Origin of the sequence: Pseudomonas sp. CROZ-RG-20F-R04-15, from assembly GCF_022662375.1 — a bacterium.
Classification (GTDB): Bacteria; Pseudomonadota; Gammaproteobacteria; order Pseudomonadales; family Pseudomonadaceae; genus Aquipseudomonas.
This window is the reverse complement of the sequence record NZ_JAKNQL010000002.1, coordinates 21512-38656: the sequence shown is the minus strand read 5'-3', so window position 1 is coordinate 38656 and position 17145 is coordinate 21512. Positions and strand designations below refer to the sequence as shown.

20 protein-coding genes and 1 pseudogene are annotated in these 17145 nt (G+C 59.7%); 11 read left to right on the top strand and 10 right to left on the bottom strand.

Annotated elements, in window-relative coordinates:
- Positions 1-76 precede the first annotated feature (76 nt).
- The gene (locus L8H52_RS04505; protein WP_242205946.1) at positions 77-1066 is read left to right on the top strand and encodes a 2-hydroxyacid dehydrogenase; all 990 of its coding nucleotides are present in this window, start codon (positions 77-79) and stop codon (positions 1064-1066) included.
- Between the two features lie 12 nt (positions 1067-1078).
- Here the strand turns inward: L8H52_RS04505 and L8H52_RS04500 are convergent, their stop codons facing one another.
- Complete coding sequence (locus L8H52_RS04500) at positions 1079-1531, bottom strand: hypothetical protein (RefSeq protein ID WP_242205948.1); 453 nt, start codon at positions 1529-1531, stop codon at positions 1079-1081.
- A 133-nt stretch (positions 1532-1664) separates the two neighbouring features.
- On the opposite strand from L8H52_RS04500, the gene L8H52_RS04495 reads away from it, so the two are divergent.
- Positions 1665-2099, top strand: a complete 435-nt coding sequence (locus tag L8H52_RS04495) for a hypothetical protein (RefSeq protein ID WP_242205950.1) — start codon at positions 1665-1667, stop codon at positions 2097-2099.
- Entirely contained in the window at positions 2099-2503 is a 405-nt protein-coding gene (locus L8H52_RS04490) for an META domain-containing protein (RefSeq protein ID WP_242205952.1), read from the top strand. The genes L8H52_RS04495 and L8H52_RS04490 overlap by 1 nt, the downstream gene beginning before the upstream one ends.
- A 266-nt stretch (positions 2504-2769) precedes the next feature.
- On the opposite strand, the gene L8H52_RS04485 is transcribed toward L8H52_RS04490, so the two are convergent.
- On the bottom strand, positions 2770-3237 hold the full coding sequence (locus L8H52_RS04485; RefSeq protein ID WP_242205954.1) for a TlpA disulfide reductase family protein: 468 nt from the start codon (positions 3235-3237) through the stop codon (positions 2770-2772).
- A 113-nt stretch (positions 3238-3350) separates the two neighbouring features.
- Here L8H52_RS04485 and arsC point away from each other — a divergent pair, with 113 nt between their 5' ends.
- The 3 genes from arsC to L8H52_RS04470 are packed head-to-tail and all read left to right on the top strand — an operon-like array spanning position 3351 to position 4725.
- Positions 3351-3704, top strand: a complete 354-nt coding sequence (gene arsC / locus L8H52_RS04480) for an arsenate reductase (glutaredoxin) (RefSeq protein ID WP_242205956.1) — start codon at positions 3351-3353, stop codon at positions 3702-3704.
- Positions 3701-4297: an NAD(P)H:quinone oxidoreductase gene (gene wrbA / locus L8H52_RS04475; RefSeq protein ID WP_242205958.1), complete on the top strand. Its 597-nt coding sequence runs from the start codon at positions 3701-3703 to the stop codon at positions 4295-4297. Before arsC ends, wrbA begins: the two co-directional genes overlap by 4 nt.
- Positions 4298-4299: 2 nt before the next feature.
- On the top strand, positions 4300-4725 hold the full coding sequence (locus L8H52_RS04470; RefSeq protein ID WP_242205960.1) for a DUF2069 domain-containing protein: 426 nt from the start codon (positions 4300-4302) through the stop codon (positions 4723-4725).
- A 90-nt stretch (positions 4726-4815) separates the two neighbouring features.
- Here L8H52_RS04470 and L8H52_RS04465 read toward each other — a convergent pair whose 3' ends face one another.
- From L8H52_RS04465 to ttcA, 3 genes and pseudogenes are all read right to left on the bottom strand, one after another.
- Complete coding sequence (locus L8H52_RS04465; RefSeq protein WP_242205962.1) at positions 4816-5490, bottom strand: DNA-3-methyladenine glycosylase I; 675 nt, start codon at positions 5488-5490, stop codon at positions 4816-4818.
- Between the two features lie 49 nt (positions 5491-5539).
- A pseudogene (locus L8H52_RS04460) lies at positions 5540-5635 on the bottom strand (metal ABC transporter ATP-binding protein); the annotation flags it as partial.
- A 5-nt stretch (positions 5636-5640) separates the two neighbouring features.
- Entirely contained in the window at positions 5641-6465 is an 825-nt protein-coding gene (ttcA, locus tag L8H52_RS04455) for a tRNA 2-thiocytidine(32) synthetase TtcA (protein ID WP_016987438.1), read from the bottom strand.
- 288 nt (positions 6466-6753) lie between these two features.
- On the opposite strand from ttcA, the gene L8H52_RS04450 reads away from it, so the two are divergent.
- Both L8H52_RS04450 and L8H52_RS04445 read left to right on the top strand, forming a co-directional pair.
- Positions 6754-7356, top strand: a complete 603-nt coding sequence (locus L8H52_RS04450) for a Yip1 family protein (RefSeq protein ID WP_007917515.1) — start codon at positions 6754-6756, stop codon at positions 7354-7356.
- A 127-nt stretch (positions 7357-7483) separates the two neighbouring features.
- A complete protein-coding gene (locus L8H52_RS04445) occupies positions 7484-7978 on the top strand; it encodes a SprT family zinc-dependent metalloprotease (RefSeq protein ID WP_242205965.1) in 495 nt (164 codons plus the stop codon).
- A gap of 108 nt (positions 7979-8086) precedes the next feature.
- Here the strand turns inward: L8H52_RS04445 and L8H52_RS04440 are convergent, their stop codons facing one another.
- On the bottom strand, positions 8087-9268 hold the full coding sequence (locus L8H52_RS04440; RefSeq protein WP_242205966.1) for a CaiB/BaiF CoA-transferase family protein: 1182 nt from the start codon (positions 9266-9268) through the stop codon (positions 8087-8089).
- 143 nt (positions 9269-9411) lie between these two features.
- On the bottom strand, positions 9412-10746 hold the full coding sequence (locus L8H52_RS04435; protein WP_242205968.1) for a dicarboxylate/amino acid:cation symporter: 1335 nt from the start codon (positions 10744-10746) through the stop codon (positions 9412-9414).
- Positions 10747-11097: 351 nt separating this feature from the next.
- Between L8H52_RS04435 and L8H52_RS04430 the strand changes: the two genes are divergently transcribed.
- Positions 11098-12096, top strand: a complete 999-nt coding sequence (locus L8H52_RS04430) for an AraC family transcriptional regulator (RefSeq protein WP_242205970.1) — start codon at positions 11098-11100, stop codon at positions 12094-12096.
- A 336-nt stretch (positions 12097-12432) separates the two neighbouring features.
- On the opposite strand, the gene L8H52_RS04425 is transcribed toward L8H52_RS04430, so the two are convergent.
- The 3 genes from L8H52_RS04425 to L8H52_RS04415 form a co-directional block, all read right to left on the bottom strand.
- Positions 12433-13779, bottom strand: coding sequence for an ATP-binding protein (locus tag L8H52_RS04425; protein ID WP_242205972.1), 1347 nt, complete (start codon positions 13777-13779; stop codon positions 12433-12435).
- A complete protein-coding gene (locus L8H52_RS04420; RefSeq protein ID WP_016987432.1) occupies positions 13776-14453 on the bottom strand; it encodes a response regulator transcription factor in 678 nt (225 codons plus the stop codon). The genes L8H52_RS04425 and L8H52_RS04420 overlap by 4 nt, the downstream gene beginning before the upstream one ends.
- 150 nt (positions 14454-14603) lie before the next feature.
- On the bottom strand, positions 14604-15209 hold the full coding sequence (locus L8H52_RS04415; protein WP_123453372.1) for a hypothetical protein: 606 nt from the start codon (positions 15207-15209) through the stop codon (positions 14604-14606).
- A 143-nt stretch (positions 15210-15352) separates the two neighbouring features.
- Between L8H52_RS04415 and L8H52_RS04410 the strand changes: the two genes are divergently transcribed.
- Both L8H52_RS04410 and L8H52_RS04405 read left to right on the top strand, forming a co-directional pair.
- Positions 15353-16144, top strand: a complete 792-nt coding sequence (locus tag L8H52_RS04410; protein WP_242205974.1) for a dienelactone hydrolase family protein — start codon at positions 15353-15355, stop codon at positions 16142-16144.
- A gap of 158 nt (positions 16145-16302) precedes the next feature.
- Entirely contained in the window at positions 16303-17028 is a 726-nt protein-coding gene (locus tag L8H52_RS04405) for a 4'-phosphopantetheinyl transferase superfamily protein (RefSeq protein ID WP_242205976.1), read from the top strand.
- Positions 17029-17145: the final 117 nt, after the last annotated feature.

Below are 17145 nucleotides of genomic sequence, written 5' to 3'. Positions count from 1 at the left end.
GCAATGCCGATCAACGCCAGCACCGCTAAAGTGAGCCTGGGTGCTTCAATCCGCGTCGATGTTCCAGGAGGTTTACATGCGCACGATCGTTTTCAGTAGCCAGACTTACGACCGCGACAGTTTCCTCGCCGTCGATTGCCCGGCGGGTGTCGAGCTGCACTTTCAACCAGCGCGGCTCAGCCTCGATACAACGGCCCTGGCCCACGCACATGAAGTGGTTTGCGCCTTCATCAATGATGACCTCAGCGCGCCAGTGCTCGAGCGTCTGGCCGCTGGCGGCACACGTCTGATTGCCCTGCGCTCGGCGGGGTACAACCATGTCGATCTGCCCGCCGCGAAACGGCTGGGCCTGGCCGTGGTACGCGTGCCGGCCTACTCGCCACACGCGGTGGCCGAACACGCGGTGGCGCTGATCCTGGCCCTCAACCGTCGTCTGCACCGGGCCTATAACCGCACCCGTGAGGGCGATTTCAGCCTGCATGGCCTGACCGGTTTCGACCTGGTCGGCAAAACCGTCGGGATTGTCGGCACCGGTCAGATCGGCGCGACCTTCGCGAAAATCATGCACGGATTCGGCTGTGAGCTGCTGGCCTACGATCCGTTCCCGAACCCGGATGTTCTGGCGTTGGGTGCGCGCTATCTGAGCCTGCCGGAGCTGCTTGCGCAGTCGCGGATCATCAGCCTGCACTGCCCGCTCAACGAGCAGAGCAAACACCTGATCAACCGCGATTCACTGGCGCACATGCAAGCGGGCGCCATGCTGATCAATACCGGTCGCGGCGGTCTGGTCGATACCCCGGCATTGATTGACGCCTTGAAGGACGGCCAACTCGGCTATCTGGGTCTGGATGTCTATGAAGAAGAGGCGCAACTGTTTTTCGAGGATCGCTCCGACCTGCCCTTGCAGGACGATGTGCTGGCGCGATTGCTGACCTTTCCCAATGTGATCATCACCGCGCATCAGGCCTTTCTGACGCGTGAAGCACTGGGTGCAATTGCCGCGACGACCTTGCACAACATCGCGACCTGGGCAGCGGGAACGCCACAGAACCAGGTCGAGGGTTGAGCGCTTTTCAGCTTATTTCGGTGACAGCGAAGACGCCAGAACCAGCAACACCAACCAGCCGAAGCCAAAAAAGCGCTGTTTCATCGAATGGCCGTAGCGCAGCAGGAACCAGACGAAAAACATCGGCAGCAGGAAGATCATGATCTTCAGCCAGCCTTCCACCGGGCGGCTGCCGTCGGCATTGGCCTGCTCGGTAAGCGCTTGCTCGGTGGGCTGCCGACGCCGACGCCGCGCGGCGGCCGGCATGACTTTCGGCAATGGTTGCGGTGCGGGTGCCGGGGCGATGGCCTCGGGCACAGACTTGTTGCGCGGCAAGCTGCCGAACGAGATTGTCGCAGCCTGAACCGGCGCCGCTACGGTCTGCGCGTGTTCTGCCTGCTCCGCCATTGGAGCCCCACAATGAATGCACGCGTTGGCCTCGGAGCTGATGCTCTTCTTGCATTCATAACATTCGATCAGCGCCATGTTCCGTTCCTTCAGAGTCGAGGCCGGCAGTTTGCCATGAGCGTCGTCGCATTTGAACCTGATCGAAGGTCACACGCGCGCGTCATTCTGCAATCAAGCCCGTGCTAGCATGTCGCGCATATTTGGAGGACCCATGGTCGAACACGATTTCCGCTATACCCTGATGAACCCGCAACACACCCTCACCGAATGCCGCGCCCTCGTTCCGGGCCGCTATCAGGTCACCGGCAATGGTGGCTCGATTCGCATCGGTGACGCCTTGTTGGTCACCCTCAAAGGCAGCAAGGACTTGTCCATGCGCCTGACCGTTGAAACCGTCCGCCACCTGATCAATCCACCGGGCCAATGGACCGCGATGACTACAGGCCCGGTGTTTGGCGAACTGGCGATTCACACCTGGCAGGTCAACTGCGATAGCTGCGCCAAAGAGCTGAGCTTCGAATTTGCGGTAGACGCCAAACTTGGCAAAAACGCCGAGAAACCGGCGGCCACCGCGCGCATCGCCGAGCTGGGCTGGAATGCCGTTGGCGACAAGCATCTGTGCCCGAAATGCCAGGAGCCTGCGTGATGAAACGCCTTGCCCTGACCGCGCTGGTCGGTGTTGGTTTGGTGGGTTGCGCGGCAGAGCCTGTGCAACTGCAGCAAAACCGCAGCTACATTCTGGAGTGGATCGGTGAGCGGCCGTTGATGGATTACAGCCACCTGACCGTGACCCTGGGCGATGACGGCCGCGCCTACGGCAACGGTGGCTGCAACCATTGGTTCGCGCCCTACACGCTGGACGGTGACAAGCTGACCTTCGGCAAGATCGGCAAGACCCGCAAACTCTGTGCACCGGCGCTGATGGAGCAGGAGCAACGCTTCCTGCAGGCGCTGGAGCATGTCGAGCGCTGGGATATCTCGCCGATCGAGCAGATGCGTTTCTGGCCGGCTGAAGGCAAGCCGTTGCGTTGGTGGTTGGAAGAGGGCTAAGCCTCAAGGCCGCCAAAGCCCTCACCCTAGCCCTCTCCCAGAGGGAGAGGGAACTGATTGGGGGATATTGGGGAGCTACGCCGACTTGAACGAGTGCAACCGAATCCATAATCGACTGGCTCTTGCTTCATCGAATCCATAATCGACTGGGTCTTGCTTTGGCGAATCTACAATCGACTCGATCTCTCAGGTCGATGTAGCTCGCCAGACACCTCGGTCGGCCCCCTCTCCCCCCGGGAGAGGGCTGGGGTGAGGGGCTTTTGACGTTACTTGGTCGCCTGCAGAGCCTCAAGCTTGGCCATCACTCCCGCCGCCGTCTGCTCCCCCATCAATTGCTCACGCACCTTGCCCTTGTTGTCGATGATGTACGTCACCGGCAATGCTTCACTGCGCGGCAACTCGAACAGTTCCGCTGGATCCTGCGCCAGCACGGTGAACTTGATGCCGAGCTTCTCGCTCGCCTCTTTCAGTTCCACACCCTGCACATTGTCGAAGTTCACCCCGAACACCCCAACGTTCTTGCTCTTGAGCTCATCAGCCAAATGGTTGAGCTCCGGGATCTCGGTCCTGCATGGGCCGCACCATTCGGCCCAGTAGTTCAGCACCACCCATTGCTTGTCCAAACGCTCGGACGCGACTTTCTGGCCGTTCTGGTCGATACCGTAATCATTGCCGCAGCCCCCCAGCATCAACGCCCCGATTATCGTCAATGCCGCTGCCAATCGCCGTGTCATGTCGTGTTCCTTGTGAAAATTTGAAGGCGCCTGCGACCCATTGCCTCCGAAGGTTCTGGATTGCGCGCTGCACAGTTAGAATAGCCGCCACTTTACGCCAGAAGCGACCCGCCATGACCGATCTGACGCTTTATCACAATCCGCGCTGCTCGAAATCCCGCGGCGCGCTGGAACTTCTTGAAGCCCGCGGCCTGACCCCGAACGTCGTGCGTTACCTCGAAACCCCGCTGAATGCGGCGCAAATCAAGGCTCTGCTCGGCAAGCTCGGGATCAGCGCGCGCCAATTGCTACGCACCGGGGAAGATGAATACAAAATGCTTCAGCTGGCTGACGAAAGCCTCAGTGAAGCGCAATTGATCGACGCCATCGCCGAGCATCCAAAACTGATGGAACGGCCGATTCTTGAAGTCGGCAACAAAGCCGTCATCGGTCGTCCGCCGGAAAATGTGCTGGAGTTGTTGCCGTGAGCGCGCCGTACATTCTGGTGCTGTATTACAGCCGCAGCGGCTCGACCAACGAGATGGCCCGACAGATTGCCCGTGGTGTCGAGCAGGCCGGTCTCGAAGCGCGTTTACGCACGGTGCCGGCGATATCGACCGAGTGCGAAGCCGTGGCTCCAGCCATTCCAGACGAAGGCGCGCTCTACGCCACCCTCGATGACTTGAAGAACTGCGCCGGCCTCGCCCTCGGCAGCCCGACGCGTTTCGGCAACATGGCGGCGCCGCTGAAATACTTCCTCGATGGCACCAGCAACCTCTGGCTGACCGGCGCGCTGGTCGGCAAACCGGCCGGCGTGTTCACCTCTACCGCCAGTTTGCACGGCGGCCAGGAAACCACTCTGCTGTCGATGATGCTGCCGCTGCTGCACCACGGCATGCTCATCACCGGTCTGCCGTACAGCGAGTCGGCGCTACTGGAAACCCAGGGCGGCGGCACGCCTTATGGCGCCAGCCACCACGCCGGGGCTGACGGTAAAAAAGGCCTCGATCAGCACGAAGTGGCGCTGTGTCGCGCACTGGGTCTGCGCCTGGCCAAGACTGCGCAGAAACTGGAGGGCTGACAGTGGCGAAGAAGCCGAAAATCCTGCCCGCCGTCGAATGGCTGGAGCCACGCGTCAAGGCAATGCGCATCATCAGTCTGCTGAGTTTTTTCGCCTTGGGCGGATTGCTCGCAGCCTACTATCTGGTTTTCGCTGACCTGCACGGCGCGCGACCGTGGGTGATTCTGCTGGTCGAGCTGATCCCGTGGATCATCCTGGCGCCCGCGATGATCATGGGCAGCGCCCGTGGGCATTCGTGGATGTGCTTTGTGGTGAATCTGTATTTCATCAAAGGCGCACTGGCGGCGTATGACCCGAACCGGCAGTTGTTTGGCGTGCTGGAAATGGTCGCGAGCCTGGCGGTGTTCTGCTCGGCGCTGTTGTATGTGCGCTGGCGGTATCAGTTGAATCGTAAACTGGCTGGCGAAGGCGAAGTCTCCGTCGCCTGATGGAAAAAGATCGCAGCCTTCGGCAGCTCCCACATTTGGAATGCATTCCCCTGTGGGAGCGAGCCTGCTCGCGAATGAGGCGACCCGGTCTCAATGGTTGACGGTGTACGCGAGCATCATCGAAATCTGGCTCATCGCCCGCCCGCCGCTCTGCTCATGCCACTGGTTGAACACATCCTGCACGATCGCCAGATCGCGCAGACTGGTCGGCGCCTTGTCGACGATCTTCTGTGCGTTCAGCGCCGCGACCACGTCATAGCTCGGCACAAAGGTATCCTTGCCGACCATGCGCAAAAAGCGTGGCGCCGACAGTCCGCCCAATTGATGACCGTGCTTTTTCAGATAGGTCCACAGACCGACGATATCGGTCACCGGCCAGTCGGCGATCAGCGCGCCAAAACTGCCCTTGTCTTTCTCGACATCGAGAATGAACTGCGCATTGCGCGGCACGCTTTTCAGTTTGCCGAGATGGCGAATGATCCGCGCGTCCTGCATCAGACGCTCGAGATGCTCGGCACTCATCAGCACGACTTTTTCCGGATCGAACTTGAAGAACACTTCTTCGAAGGCCGGCCACTTGGCGTCGACCAGACTGTGCTTGAGTCCGGCACGGAACACGCGCAGGGCCATGGTCGAGAGGTAGCGGTCGTCGCTGATCTTGCGCAGTTGCGCCGGGGTTTTGGGAACGGGCAGATGGGCTTCCAGTTCAGCCGCCGAACCGAAGCGGTTCAGACAGTATTCGTGCAGCCACTTGTAATCGCGCATGCCCTCTCCTGAGAACTTGAAATGAAATTCTACCTTTGAACACAAAACACTGTGGGAGCGAGCTTGCTCGCGAAAGCGGTCTGTCATTCAACATGGATGTCGGCTGACACGACGCCTTCGCGAGCAAGCTCGCTCCCACATGGATCGTGTTTACAGATTGACGACGTTAACGAAGCGCGAAGCCGCGGTCTCGTCGATCTTCAGGCTGGTGAAGTCGAACAGGTTGCGGTCGGCCAGTTGCGACGGGATCACGTTCTGCAGACTGCGGAAGATGCTTTCGGTTCGGCCCGGGGTCTTGCGCTCCCAGTCCACGAGCATTTCCTTGACCACCTGACGCTGCAGGTTTTCCTGCGAACCGCAGAGGTTGCACGGGATGATCGGGAATGCCTTGAAGTCCGAGTAAGCCTGAATGTCTTTCTCGTTGCAGTACGCCAGCGGACGGATCACCACGTTGCGACCATCGTCGGCGCGCAACTTCGGCGGCATTGCCTTGAGCGAGCCGTTGAAGAACATGTTGAGGAAAAATGTTTCGACGATGTCGTCACGGTGATGACCGAGGGCCATCTTGGTCGCGCCGATTTCATCGGCGAAGGTGTACAGCGTGCCGCGACGCAGGCGTGAGCACAGCGAGCAAGTGGTCTTGCCTTCCGGGATCAGTTCCTTGACCACCGAGTAGGTGTCTTTCTCGACGATGTGGTACTCGACGCCCAGCTCTTTCAAATAAGCCGGCAGCACATGCTCGGGGAAACCCGGCTGCTTCTGGTCCATGTTCACCGCGACGATCTCGAACTTGATCGGGGCAACCTTCTGCAGGTGCAGCAGCACGTCGAGCATGGTGTAGCTGTCTTTGCCCCCGGACAGGCAGACCATGACCTTGTCGCCGTCTTCGATCATGTTGAAATCGGCGACCGCTTCGCCGGCCAGGCGGCGCAGGCGCTTTTGCAGTTTGTTCTGGTTGACCGTAAGAGTGCCCATGACGCGAAATCCGTGAGGTGTGACGAAAGGCCGGCATTTTACGCAAAAACCCCGGCGTTGTGGGCACAGGTTGTCGTCGTCCAGGTTTGCATTCTTTACAGACCCCAAGGCGATTAAGCCCTGTGTTTACAGCGCGATTTGCTCTAAGCCCCTAATACCTGTGCGGGTAAGTCCTTTCTATACTGCGACATAAGGTCGCACACATCTGGAGACCTGTATTTGCTCGGCCACCTTGGCCCGTAGGCGCTCCGTTGGGGGGCGATGGCAATAACAAGAGGAGTGACTGGCATGATCCATCACGTAGTGGGACTTTTTACCCACCCCGATCAGGAATGGAAGGAAATCCGTGGCGACCAAGAGGAAAGCATCAGCCACATGTACCTCACCCACACGCTGATTCTCGCAGCGATCCCCGCTGTTTCGGCGTTTATCGGCACTACACAAGTCGGCTGGGTGATCGGCAACCGCGCGCCGGTGATGCTCACCGTCGAAAGCGCGATCTGGATGACGGTCATGTCGTATCTGGCCATGCTCGGCGGTGTCGCGGTCATGGGTGCTTTTGTGCACTGGATGGCTCGCACCTATGACGCCAACCCGAGTCTGGCCCGTTGCGTGGCGTTTGCCACCTACACCGCGACACCGTTATTCGTCGGTGGGCTGGCGGCGCTGTATCCGCATATGTGGCTGGGGATGATCGTCGGTACGGCGGCCATCTGCTACACGGTGTATCTGTTGTATGTGGGGCTGCCGACGTTCATGAACATTCCGTCGGACGAAGGTTTTCTGTTCTCGAGCTCGGTGCTGGCGGTGGGTCTGGTGGTGCTGGTCGCCATTATGGCGTTTACCGTGATTGTCTGGGGGCTGGGCGTTGGTCCCGTCTATACGAACTGACTCGATAAGCCAATCAGAGGCCGCCGCAAGGCGGCCTTGTCGTTTGCGCGATGACCATTCGGCAGTTTGGCGATTCGCAAGTCCACGGCGTTGCGGCATACTCGATGCCTCTGGAGATCCATCAAGCATGCCCGAGCAACTCAATACCCGCGTCGAAGACTGTTACCAACTCGCTGAATCCTTTTTCAAACGTTCTTTCCCTCGCCCAGTCGTCAGCCTCAAGCTGCGCGGGCAAAAAGCCGGTGTCGCGCATCTGCACGAGAACCTGCTGCGCTTCAACCCGCAGTTGTACCGGGAAAACGCCGAACACTTCCTCAAGCAGACCGTGGCCCACGAAGTCGCGCACCTGATCGCTCATCAGTTGTTCGGCGACCGTATCCAGCCCCATGGCGAGGAATGGCAACTGATCATGCGCGGGGTTTACGAACTGCCGCCGGATCGCTGCCACACCTATGCAATCAAGCGCCGCAGCGTGACTCGCTATATCTACAAATGCCCGTGTGCAGAAAGCGATTTTCCGTTTTCGGCACAGCGCCATAGTCTGGTGCGGCAAGGGCGGCGGTATTTGTGTCGGCGTTGCCGCAATACCTTGGTGTTCAGTGGTGAGATGCGGGTGGAGTAACCAGTTTTTTATTGCCTGTTCTGGCCTCTTCGCGAGCAAGCTCGCTCCCACCTTGGAATGCATTCTCCTGTGGGAGCGAGCTTGCTCGCGAAAGGGTCGGTACAGGCACTAAAGAATGACTTTGGCCCGGCGCAGCTCTTCAATTTTCGAAGGACTAAACCCCAACTCCGCCAGCACCTGATCCGTATGCTGCCCCAACACCGCGCCAACATGCCGCGGCGTCGGCAACGCTTCGGAAAACTTCAACGGACAGGCCATCTGCGCCTGCGTCGTGCCATCCCCACGCGGCACCTGCGTCACCAGTTCCCGCGCCTGCAACTGCGGATGGCGCACCGCCTCACCCAGACTCAACACCGGTTCGACACACGCATCGATCCCGGCAAACATTTCGCACAACTCGGCAAAGTCATGTTTTTCAAACTCGACCGTCAGCGCGTATTTCAGCGCCCGCTGCTGCTCAGCCTTGGGCGACAGGCCCTGTGCCGCCAACTCCGGCCGCCCCAACGCCGTACACAACTGCTGCATAAAGCCCGGTTCCAGACTGCCGACCGACATCCAGCGGCCATCGCGAGAGCGGTAGTAATCGTAGAAACTGCCACCGTTGAGCATTTGATCTTCCCACGCAGGCTCTTCGCCGCACGCCAGATACCCGGCCCCGGCCATGGCATTCAGACTGAAGGCGCAGTCGGTCATGCTCACGTCCAGATGTGTGCCCTGCCCGGTCTGTTGACGCGAAATCACCGCCGCCAGCAGGCCGATCACCCCGTGCAATGAGCCACCGGCAACATCCGCCACCTGCATGCCCAACGGCAACGGCCCACTGTCGGCGCGACCGGTGTAACTGGCCAAACCCGCCAGCGCCAGATAGTTGATGTCATGCCCGGCGCGTTCATTGTACGGCCCGGTCTGGCCATAACCGGTGATCGACACATAAATCAGCTTCGGGTTGATCGCTTTCAGCGCTTCATAGCCCAGGCCCAGGCGCTCCATCACACCGGGGCGAAACTGTTCCAGAACGATGTCGTAATCGCCCAGCAACTGCTTGACCACTTCCAGTGCTTCGGGCTGTTTCAGATCCAGCGCCAGGCTGCGTTTGTTACGGTTCAGGTAGGCATGACTGGCCGATACTCCGCCATCATGCGGCGGCAATACCCGCAGCAGATCCAGGCGCGTCGGCGACTCGATGCGCAGCACTTCGGCGCCCATGTCCGCCAGCAACAACGAGGCGAACGGCCCCGGCAGCAGCGTTGAGAAATCGAGGATTTTCAGTGAGGCCAGCGGTGCGGACATGGGCGAACTCCTTGGGCGATGCACTCAGCCTAGGTAGCGATGCCACGCACGGCAATCACCGCAAATGTCAGCGGGTGTGACCGTTACGCTCAAACAGCAGGCAAGAAAAAACCCGCCGAAGCGGGTTTTTCATGAAGCGAGGGTTACTTGACGCTGCTAGGCGTCGGGCCTTCAGCCACACCCAGGTCATCTTCCGGACGGGTATCAGCGATACCACGACCGCCCGAGGCCAGCTCGGTTTGCAGCGTGTCGGTGTCCAGCTCTTTCACCCACTTGGCAACCACGATGGTCGCTACAGCGTTACCAACGAGGTTGGTCAGGGCGCGGGCTTCGGACATGAAACGGTCGATACCGAGGATCAGCGCCAGACCGGCCACTGGCAGGTGACCTACCGCCGACAGGGTCGCTGCCAGCACAATGAAGCCCGAACCGGTCACACCGGCTGCGCCTTTGGAGGACAGCAGCAACACCACCAGCAGGGTGATCTGGTGCGTGATGTCCATGTGCGTGTCAGTGGCCTGAGCAATGAACACGGCGGCCATGGTCAGGTAGATCGCGGTGCCGTCGAGGTTGAACGAGTAACCGGTCGGGATCACCAGACCCACTACCGATTTCTTCGCGCCCAGACGCTCCATCTTGATCAGCATGCGTGGCAGTACCGATTCCGACGACGAGGTGCCGAGTACGATCAGCAGCTCTTCACGGATGTAACGAATCATCTTCAGCACGCTGAAACCGTGCATGCGGGCGATGCCGCCGAGCACGATCAGCACGAACAGCAGACAGGTGATGTAGAAGCAGATCATCAGTTGACCCAGCTGCACCAGCGAGCCGACACCGTAAGCACCGATGGTGAAGGCCATGGCACCGAAGGCACCGATTGGCGCGAGCTTCATGATCATGTTGATGATGTTGAACATCACGTGGGCGAAGCGATCGATGAAGTCGAGGATCGGCTTGCCGTAGGCACCCAGACGATGCAGGGCGAAACCGAAGATCACCGAGAACATCAGGACTTGCAGGATGTCACCGGTGGCGAACGCGCCGACGATGGTGGTCGGGATCACGTTGAGCAGGAAGCCGACAACGCTTTGGTCAGCGCCAGCCGCTACATAAGAGGCGACTTTCGAGGCGTCGAGGGTGGCAACGTCGATGTGCATGCCGTTGCCCGGTTGCACAATGTTGACCACAACCAGACCGACCAGCAGAGCAATGGTCGAAACGATTTCGAAGTACAGGAGTGCGTAACCACCGGTCTTGCCGACCGATTTCATGCTTTGCATGCCAGCGATGCCGCTGACCACGGTGCAGAAAATGATCGGAGCGATGATCATTTTGATCAGTTTGATGAACCCGTCACCCAGCGGCTTTACCGCCACGCCGAACTGCGGGTAGTAATGACCGAGCGCGATACCGATGATGATCGCGACGATCACCTGGAAATACAGGGATTTGTACAGTGGCTGACGAGTCGTCATTGCAAGTGTCCTCAAGCGTCCCGCGTGGCAACATCCATCTGTTGACCGCGAAACCTGAATTGCGAACCCTCCTGCACTGGAGGGATTTGTTGTTGGAGCGGCGTTTTCCGGTCGGGACAAACGCACGCTTCTGTCGCTCTTATCGCAAACGCCGTGCCACTTTGGTGCGAATCGCTGCAAGCCTTTTGATATCAGGCATTACAGGTGAATGGATGTCACCGCTTGGTGACTCAAGTGTGGCGGATTTCCGCCAACTCGCCGCTTGTCGTCCTGCAATTTGGCGGAAATCCGCCTTGTCGATGCGTCCAGCCCGCCGCTACCATCCGGCGCCAGAGGAAGGAACTGTCGCTTATGCGCGAACGCACCATTGCCAGTCATTTCGCCCGTGCCGCCCTCGGCGGGGCGCGCCGCGTGGGTTTCGATTACTCGGGCCTGCTGCTGCAACTGGGCATCAGCCCGGAACTGCTCGACGAGCCGCGCGCACGCATTGCCCCGGAACAATTCACCCGGCTGATTCAGGGCCTGTGGCTGGCGCTGGACGACGAATACCTGGGTTTCGGCAACGCCCCGAGCAAGCCCGGCAGTTTCGCCATGATGTGCCACGCCTCGATCCACTGCCGCAATCTGGAGAAAGCGCTGCAACGGGGTTTATTGTTTTATAGCCTATTCCCCGAAGCCCCGCGCCTGAGCCTGACGCGCGAAGACGAATGGGTGCGTTTGAGCCTCGATGATTCGCAAATGTGGGACCCGAATCACTTTCTGACCGAGAGTTTGCTGGTGATCTGGCATCGCCTGGGGAGTTGGCTGATCGGCCAGCGGATTCGTCTTGAACAGGCTACCTTCAGCTATCCGCGCCCCGAGCACGGCGCCGAATACGATCTGCTGTTCCCCTGCCCGCTAACCTTCGGCACCGAGCAAAGCAGCCTTTTATTCCACAGCCGCTATCTGCCTATGCCGCTGTTGCAGGACGAACGCACGCTCAAACACTTCCTCGAACGCTCGCCCGCCGACCTGCTCTCACGTCCGGACGACGGCGACAGCCTGAGCAGTCGCCTGCGCCGTTTGCTCAGCCGCGACACTGCGAACTGGCCGGATCTCGAGGCGGTGGCGGCGCACTTGCACATCAGCCCGCAAACCCTGCGTCGGCATTTGCGTGAGGAAGGCACCAGTTTTCAGGAGTTGAAGGATCAGTTGCGGCGGGATATCGCCATTTATCATTTGGGGCGGGCGGATCTGTCGTTGCAGCAGATCGCCGAGCAGTTGGGGTTTTCCGAACCGTCGGCGTTTCACCGGGCGTTCAAGAAGTGGACGGGGCTGACGCCGGGGGCGTATCGGGCGCAGGAGCAGTGAGGCACAAAAATCAAAAGCCCCTCACCCTAACCCTCTCCCGGGGGGAGAGGGGACTGATTGGGGTATGTTCGAGATTTACGCCGACCTGATAGTTCTTCACTGAATCCATATTCGACGCAAATCGCTCAGGTCGATCATTTTCCCAAGACACTTCGGTCAGTCCCCTCGTCCTGAGCGGGAAAGGACTGATTGGGGGATGCTCAAGATGTTCGCCGACCTGAAGCTTCGCTACTGAATCCATAATCGACTGGCTATTTCAGGTCGATGGATAACGCCAGACACCTCGGTCGGCCCCCTCTCCCTCTGGGAGAGGGCTGGGGTGAGGGCAGCTTTTAATCACACCGCCGGAAAATGAATCCTGAATGCCGCCCCGCCCATCGGTGAATCACCCAAGGCCAGTTTGGCGCTGTAGCTTTCAATAATGTCCTTGACCACCGCCAAGCCGATCCCCTGCCCCGGATGCTGGGCATCCAGCCTTTCACCGCGCTCCAGAATCCGCGCACGCTGATCCGGCGGCACACCGGGGCCGTCGTCTTCCACACACAACTCCACCCCGGCCAGGCTTTCGCGCACGCTGATGCGCACTTCGCCCAGACACAGGCGATAGGCGTTTTCCAGCAAGTTGCCCATCATCTCCAGCAATGCGCCCTGCTCGATCGGCACGTAGCAATGCTCGGGTAGATCGAATGCCACTCGCACACGTTTGTCGCGATAGACCTTATCCAGCGTGTCACAGAGGCTTTTCAGCACCGGTTGCAGCCGCACCTGATGTCGCACCAGTCCGCTTTTACGCAAACTGGCCCGTTGCAGTTGGTAGCTGATTTGCTGGCTCATGCGTTCGATCTGGCTTTGCAGCACCCAGGCCTGATCGCGTTCTTCAGGACGCTGGGCCATGTCTTCACTGACGCCCTGCAATACCGCCAGCGGGGTTTTCAGGCTGTGCGCGAGATCATCGAGAGAGTCACGGTAACGACTGCGCTGCTGGCGTTCGCTATGCAGCAAACGGTTGAGCGAGCCGGTCAGGCGCAGCAACTCACGCGGATGTTGCTCGGTGAGGCTTTCGCGGGTGCCGCCTTCGATTTCGTCGAGTTCCTGACTGAGCCGGCGCAAGGCTTTGAGGCCCCAGGTCAGGCCGATCCACAACAATGCCAGCAACACGAGCAAGGCCGCACCGAAGCCCAGATAGAGATTCTCGCGCAGGCCTTCGAGGGTGGTTTCGTATTCGCGCACCGGTTGCAGGGCGACGATGCTGAACGCCGCGCTTTTGCCACCGAGCAATTTGACTTCGACGTCGTAGACGAAGAATTCCTGGCCGTTGGTTTCGCGGATCCGCGCGAACTCGTTACCGAGTCCGTCGTAGCGCGGCTTGTAGTTGATCTGCTCTTCCTGGGTAGCCTTCGAGCGCCACACCAAGTGCCCTTCGCGGTCGTAGATGTAGCCGAGCAAACGGAAATCGGTGAGGTTAAAGCGCTCGTCCGGCAACTGATTGGGCATCACCAGCCGACCGTTCTCGATGCGCGCGGCAGAGATCAGCGTGGTGACGTCCGAGGCCAGCCGCTGTTCGATCGAATCCTGCAACGCGAGGCTGAACGCGCCTTGCATCGCCGGGAGCAAGGCGAGCATGAACAACACCGCCAACGTGGTGGCGGCGAGCATCAGCCGAACGCGAAGCGAACGAATCAAGTGCAGCGCTCATTGAACAAGTAACCGAGGCCGCGCACGGTGTCGATCGGCTTGAACCCGGCCGGGCCTTCAAGTTTGCGGCGCAGGCGGCCGACCAGCACTTCGATGACATTCGGATCGCGCTCGTCGTCGTCCGGGTAGAGCTGCTCCATCAAGCGATCCTTGGGCACCACTTGCTGGTGATGGCGCATGAGGTATTCGAGGATGCGATATTCGTAGGCGGTCAGCGCCAGCGGTTGTTCGTCGAGGGTCGCCTGTTTGCGATTGAGGTCGAGCAGCAGCGGCCCGGCGACGATGGTCGACTGAGTGAAACCGCTGGAGCGGCGCAGCAAGGCATTCAGACGCGCGTCGAGTTCTTCGAACTGGAACGGCTTGACCACGTAATCGTCGGCGCCGGCAGCAAGACCTTCGACCTTGTCCTGCCAGTTGCCGCGCGCGGTGAGGATCAGGATCGGGAAGGTCTTGCCCCCCGCGCGCAATTGGCGAATCAGGTCGAGACCGCCCATGCCCGGCAGGCCGAGATCAATCACCGCCAGGTCAAAGTTGAACTGTCCGGTCTGGTACAGCGCCTCTTCGGCATTGGCCACGGATTCGACCACGTGCCCACTTTCCGTCAGGCGGGTTTGCAGGTGATGGCGCAACAGCGCTTCATCTTCGACGACCAACAGTTTCATAACACTCTCCCGAGTAAATCAGCATCTCCAGTCACACACCTGTGGGAGCGAGCCTGCTCGCGAATGCTGTGTGTCAGTCGATAAATTGATCGACTGATTCACCGCTTTCGCGAGCAGGCTCGCTCCCACATTGAACCTGCTGGCAACTCCTTAGAAATTGTAGTTGGCCGACAGGTAAGTCTGCGCGCTGCTGTTCAAGTCCAGCGAACCTTGCTTGCTGCCACCGCTCTCTTTCATCTCGGTGCTGGCGTTGCTCATCAGGTAACGGTAACCGAGTTCGACCGAGGTGTTCTGCGAGACTTGCTGCAACACACCGAACTGGCCGCCGACGGCGTAACCGATGTCACTGTCGCGGCTGTAGCCTGGCGAATCCTGAGTCAGCTTGGTCAGACCCGCCGTCGCACCGCCGAACAGCTTGGTACTGCCGCCCACCGGGTAGAACAGATCGTAGCTGCCCAGCAGGTTTTCCTGACGCAGTTTAATGCCATTGTGCGAGCCCGACACGTTGTCGTAGGTGGCGTAGTAGCGACCCTGGCTATTTTGCTGACCGAGGCGTACGCCGTAAGTGTTGTTGCCATCGATCGCGCCGGTAGCGTTCGGGTGATCAAGGTTGTTGTTCAGTGCGTGGGACTTGTCGATCTTGTCACTGGTCTGGCCGAAAGTCAGGCCGGCAAAGTTGCTGGTGTCGTCGGCGTTGGCCGCGATGCTGGAGCCTAACAGGGTAAATGCCAGCAGCAGTTTGTTAAAACGAGTCATGGGTATTTCCTCTTTCACAGTGCTGTTTGGGTATGGCGCAAGGTTACTGACCCTCCCCTGTACCGCCCCTGAACCGTCTCTGAACCTGACCTGAATAAGATCGACTAGGCTGTTTTGACCACTTTCGAGAAGGAGACCCGACCATGCGCCTGTTCCTTGCCCTCACTTTGCTGGCCGTCAGCAGCCTCACTCAGGCGGCGATCAAGACTGAAGAAATCCCCTATCAGAGCGCCGACGGCACAAAGCTGATCGGGTACTACGCCTACGACGACGCCATCAAAGGCAAGCGTCCGGGAGTCGTCGTGGTGCATGAATGGTGGGGGCTGAACGACTACGCCAAGCGCCGCGCGCGGGATCTCGCCGCACTCGGCTACAGCGCTCTGGCGATCGATATGTACGGCGAAGGCAAGAACACCGAACACCCGAAAGATGCGATGGCGTTCATGCAGGCGGCGACCCAGGATGCCGCCGCATCCAGTAAACGTTTCGAGGCGGGGCTGAACTTGCTGAAGAAACAAGCACAGACCGACGTGAATAAAATCGCGGCTATCGGTTACTGCTTCGGCGGTGGCGTGGTGCTCAACGCCGCGCGGCAAGGTGAGCCGTTGGCGGGTGTGGTGAGTTTCCACGGTGCGCTGGCGACCAAGACCCCGGCAACGCCTGGCAGCGTGAAGGCGAAGATCCTGGTCGAGCATGGCGCGCTGGACAGCATGGTCACTCAGGACAACGTCACCGCGTTCAAGGCAGAAATGGACAAGGCCGGGGCTGACTATAAATTCGTCAGTCTGGAGGGCGCCAAGCATGGTTTCACCAATCCGGATGCCGATCGCCTGAGCCATGGCGAACACGGTGGCCCGGACATCGGGTACAACAAGGCCGCGGATGAAAAATCCTGGGCGGACATGAAAGCGTTCTTCCAGAAAATCTTCAACTGACCCGCCAGCACCTGATCGTTCCCACGCGCAGCAAAGGAATACAGCCCGGGACGCTCTGCGTCCCAAAGCGGACGCAGAGCGTCCATTGAGGCATTCCCACGCAGAGCGTGGGAACGATCATCTCGACCTCGGCCCGACTAACCGGCAAAATGCCTGCCATGAATCTCACCCCCACCCTCCCCGCCTGCTGCACCGCGCTCGACAGCCACTGGCCGTTGCCGACGGTATTGGCCGACACCGTGCTGCTCAGCACCCACTTCGATCCCGCTCAACTGCTTGGCGATGATTTTCAACGCAGCGCCGTGGTTGCGCCGCCGAGCATTCAGCGTTCGGTGGCCAAGCGTCAGGCGGAATTTCTCGCCGGACGGATCTGCGCCCGGGCGGCGTTGCAGCAATTGGAAGGCAGCGGCGTGGTTCCGGCGATCGGTGCAGATCGCGCGCCGATATGGCCAGCACACATCTGCGGCTCGATCACTCACAGCACCGGACGCGCGGCAGCGATTGTCGCCAACAAGCAACACTGGCGCGGTTTGGGCATGGATCTGGAAAACCTGCTCAACACCGAACGCGCCGAGCGCCTGGCTGGAGAGATTCTGACGCCACCTGAAATGCAGCGCATGACGGCCGCCTCGCGGGATCGGTTGGCGTTGTGGGTAACCCTGACGTTTTCGGTGAAAGAAAGTCTGTTCAAGGCGCTGTACCCGATTGTGCAGCAGCGCTTTTACTTCGAGCATGCTGAAGTGCTGGAGTGGACTGAAGCGGGCCAAGTGAGGTTGCGGCTGTTGACGGACTTGTCTGCCGAATGGCGCAACGGCACTGAACTTGATGCGCAGTTCGGGGTGCAGGATGGGCAGTTGTTGAGTCTGGTCAGCATTCAGGCCTGAAATCTTTCAGCGTCTGTTCAGTCCTCTTCGCGAGCAGGCTCGCTCCCATATTTTGAAATGCATTCCCCTGTGGGAGCGAGCCTGCTCGCGAAGGCGGCATCACAGCCACCACAAACC

What these genes read in the sequence shown, in the direction of transcription:
- L8H52_RS04505 (WP_242205946.1), top strand. Translation starts at nt 77, where the DNA reads ATGCGCACGATCGTTTTCAGTAGCCAGACTTACGACCGCGACAGTTTC.
- L8H52_RS04500 (WP_242205948.1), bottom strand. Translation starts at nt 1,531, where the DNA reads ATGGCGCTGATCGAATGTTATGAATGCAAGAAGAGCATCAGCTCCGAG.
- L8H52_RS04495 (WP_242205950.1), top strand. Translation starts at nt 1,665, where the DNA reads ATGGTCGAACACGATTTCCGCTATACCCTGATGAACCCGCAACACACC.
- L8H52_RS04490 (WP_242205952.1), top strand. Translation starts at nt 2,099, where the DNA reads ATGAAACGCCTTGCCCTGACCGCGCTGGTCGGTGTTGGTTTGGTGGGT.
- L8H52_RS04485 (WP_242205954.1), bottom strand. Translation starts at nt 3,237, where the DNA reads ATGACACGGCGATTGGCAGCGGCATTGACGATAATCGGGGCGTTGATG.
- arsC (WP_242205956.1), top strand. Translation starts at nt 3,351, where the DNA reads ATGACCGATCTGACGCTTTATCACAATCCGCGCTGCTCGAAATCCCGC.
- L8H52_RS04465 (WP_242205962.1), bottom strand. Translation starts at nt 5,490, where the DNA reads ATGCGCGATTACAAGTGGCTGCACGAATACTGTCTGAACCGCTTCGGT.
- ttcA (WP_016987438.1), bottom strand. Translation starts at nt 6,465, where the DNA reads ATGGGCACTCTTACGGTCAACCAGAACAAACTGCAAAAGCGCCTGCGC.
- L8H52_RS04450 (WP_007917515.1), top strand. Translation starts at nt 6,754, where the DNA reads ATGATCCATCACGTAGTGGGACTTTTTACCCACCCCGATCAGGAATGG.
- L8H52_RS04445 (WP_242205965.1), top strand. Translation starts at nt 7,484, where the DNA reads ATGCCCGAGCAACTCAATACCCGCGTCGAAGACTGTTACCAACTCGCT.
- L8H52_RS04440 (WP_242205966.1), bottom strand. Translation starts at nt 9,268, where the DNA reads ATGTCCGCACCGCTGGCCTCACTGAAAATCCTCGATTTCTCAACGCTG.
- L8H52_RS04435 (WP_242205968.1), bottom strand. Translation starts at nt 10,746, where the DNA reads ATGACGACTCGTCAGCCACTGTACAAATCCCTGTATTTCCAGGTGATC.
- L8H52_RS04430 (WP_242205970.1), top strand. Translation starts at nt 11,098, where the DNA reads ATGCGCGAACGCACCATTGCCAGTCATTTCGCCCGTGCCGCCCTCGGC.
- L8H52_RS04420 (WP_016987432.1), bottom strand. Translation starts at nt 14,453, where the DNA reads ATGAAACTGTTGGTCGTCGAAGATGAAGCGCTGTTGCGCCATCACCTG.
- L8H52_RS04415 (WP_123453372.1), bottom strand. Translation starts at nt 15,209, where the DNA reads ATGACTCGTTTTAACAAACTGCTGCTGGCATTTACCCTGTTAGGCTCC.
- L8H52_RS04410 (WP_242205974.1), top strand. Translation starts at nt 15,353, where the DNA reads ATGCGCCTGTTCCTTGCCCTCACTTTGCTGGCCGTCAGCAGCCTCACT.
- L8H52_RS04405 (WP_242205976.1), top strand. Translation starts at nt 16,303, where the DNA reads ATGAATCTCACCCCCACCCTCCCCGCCTGCTGCACCGCGCTCGACAGC.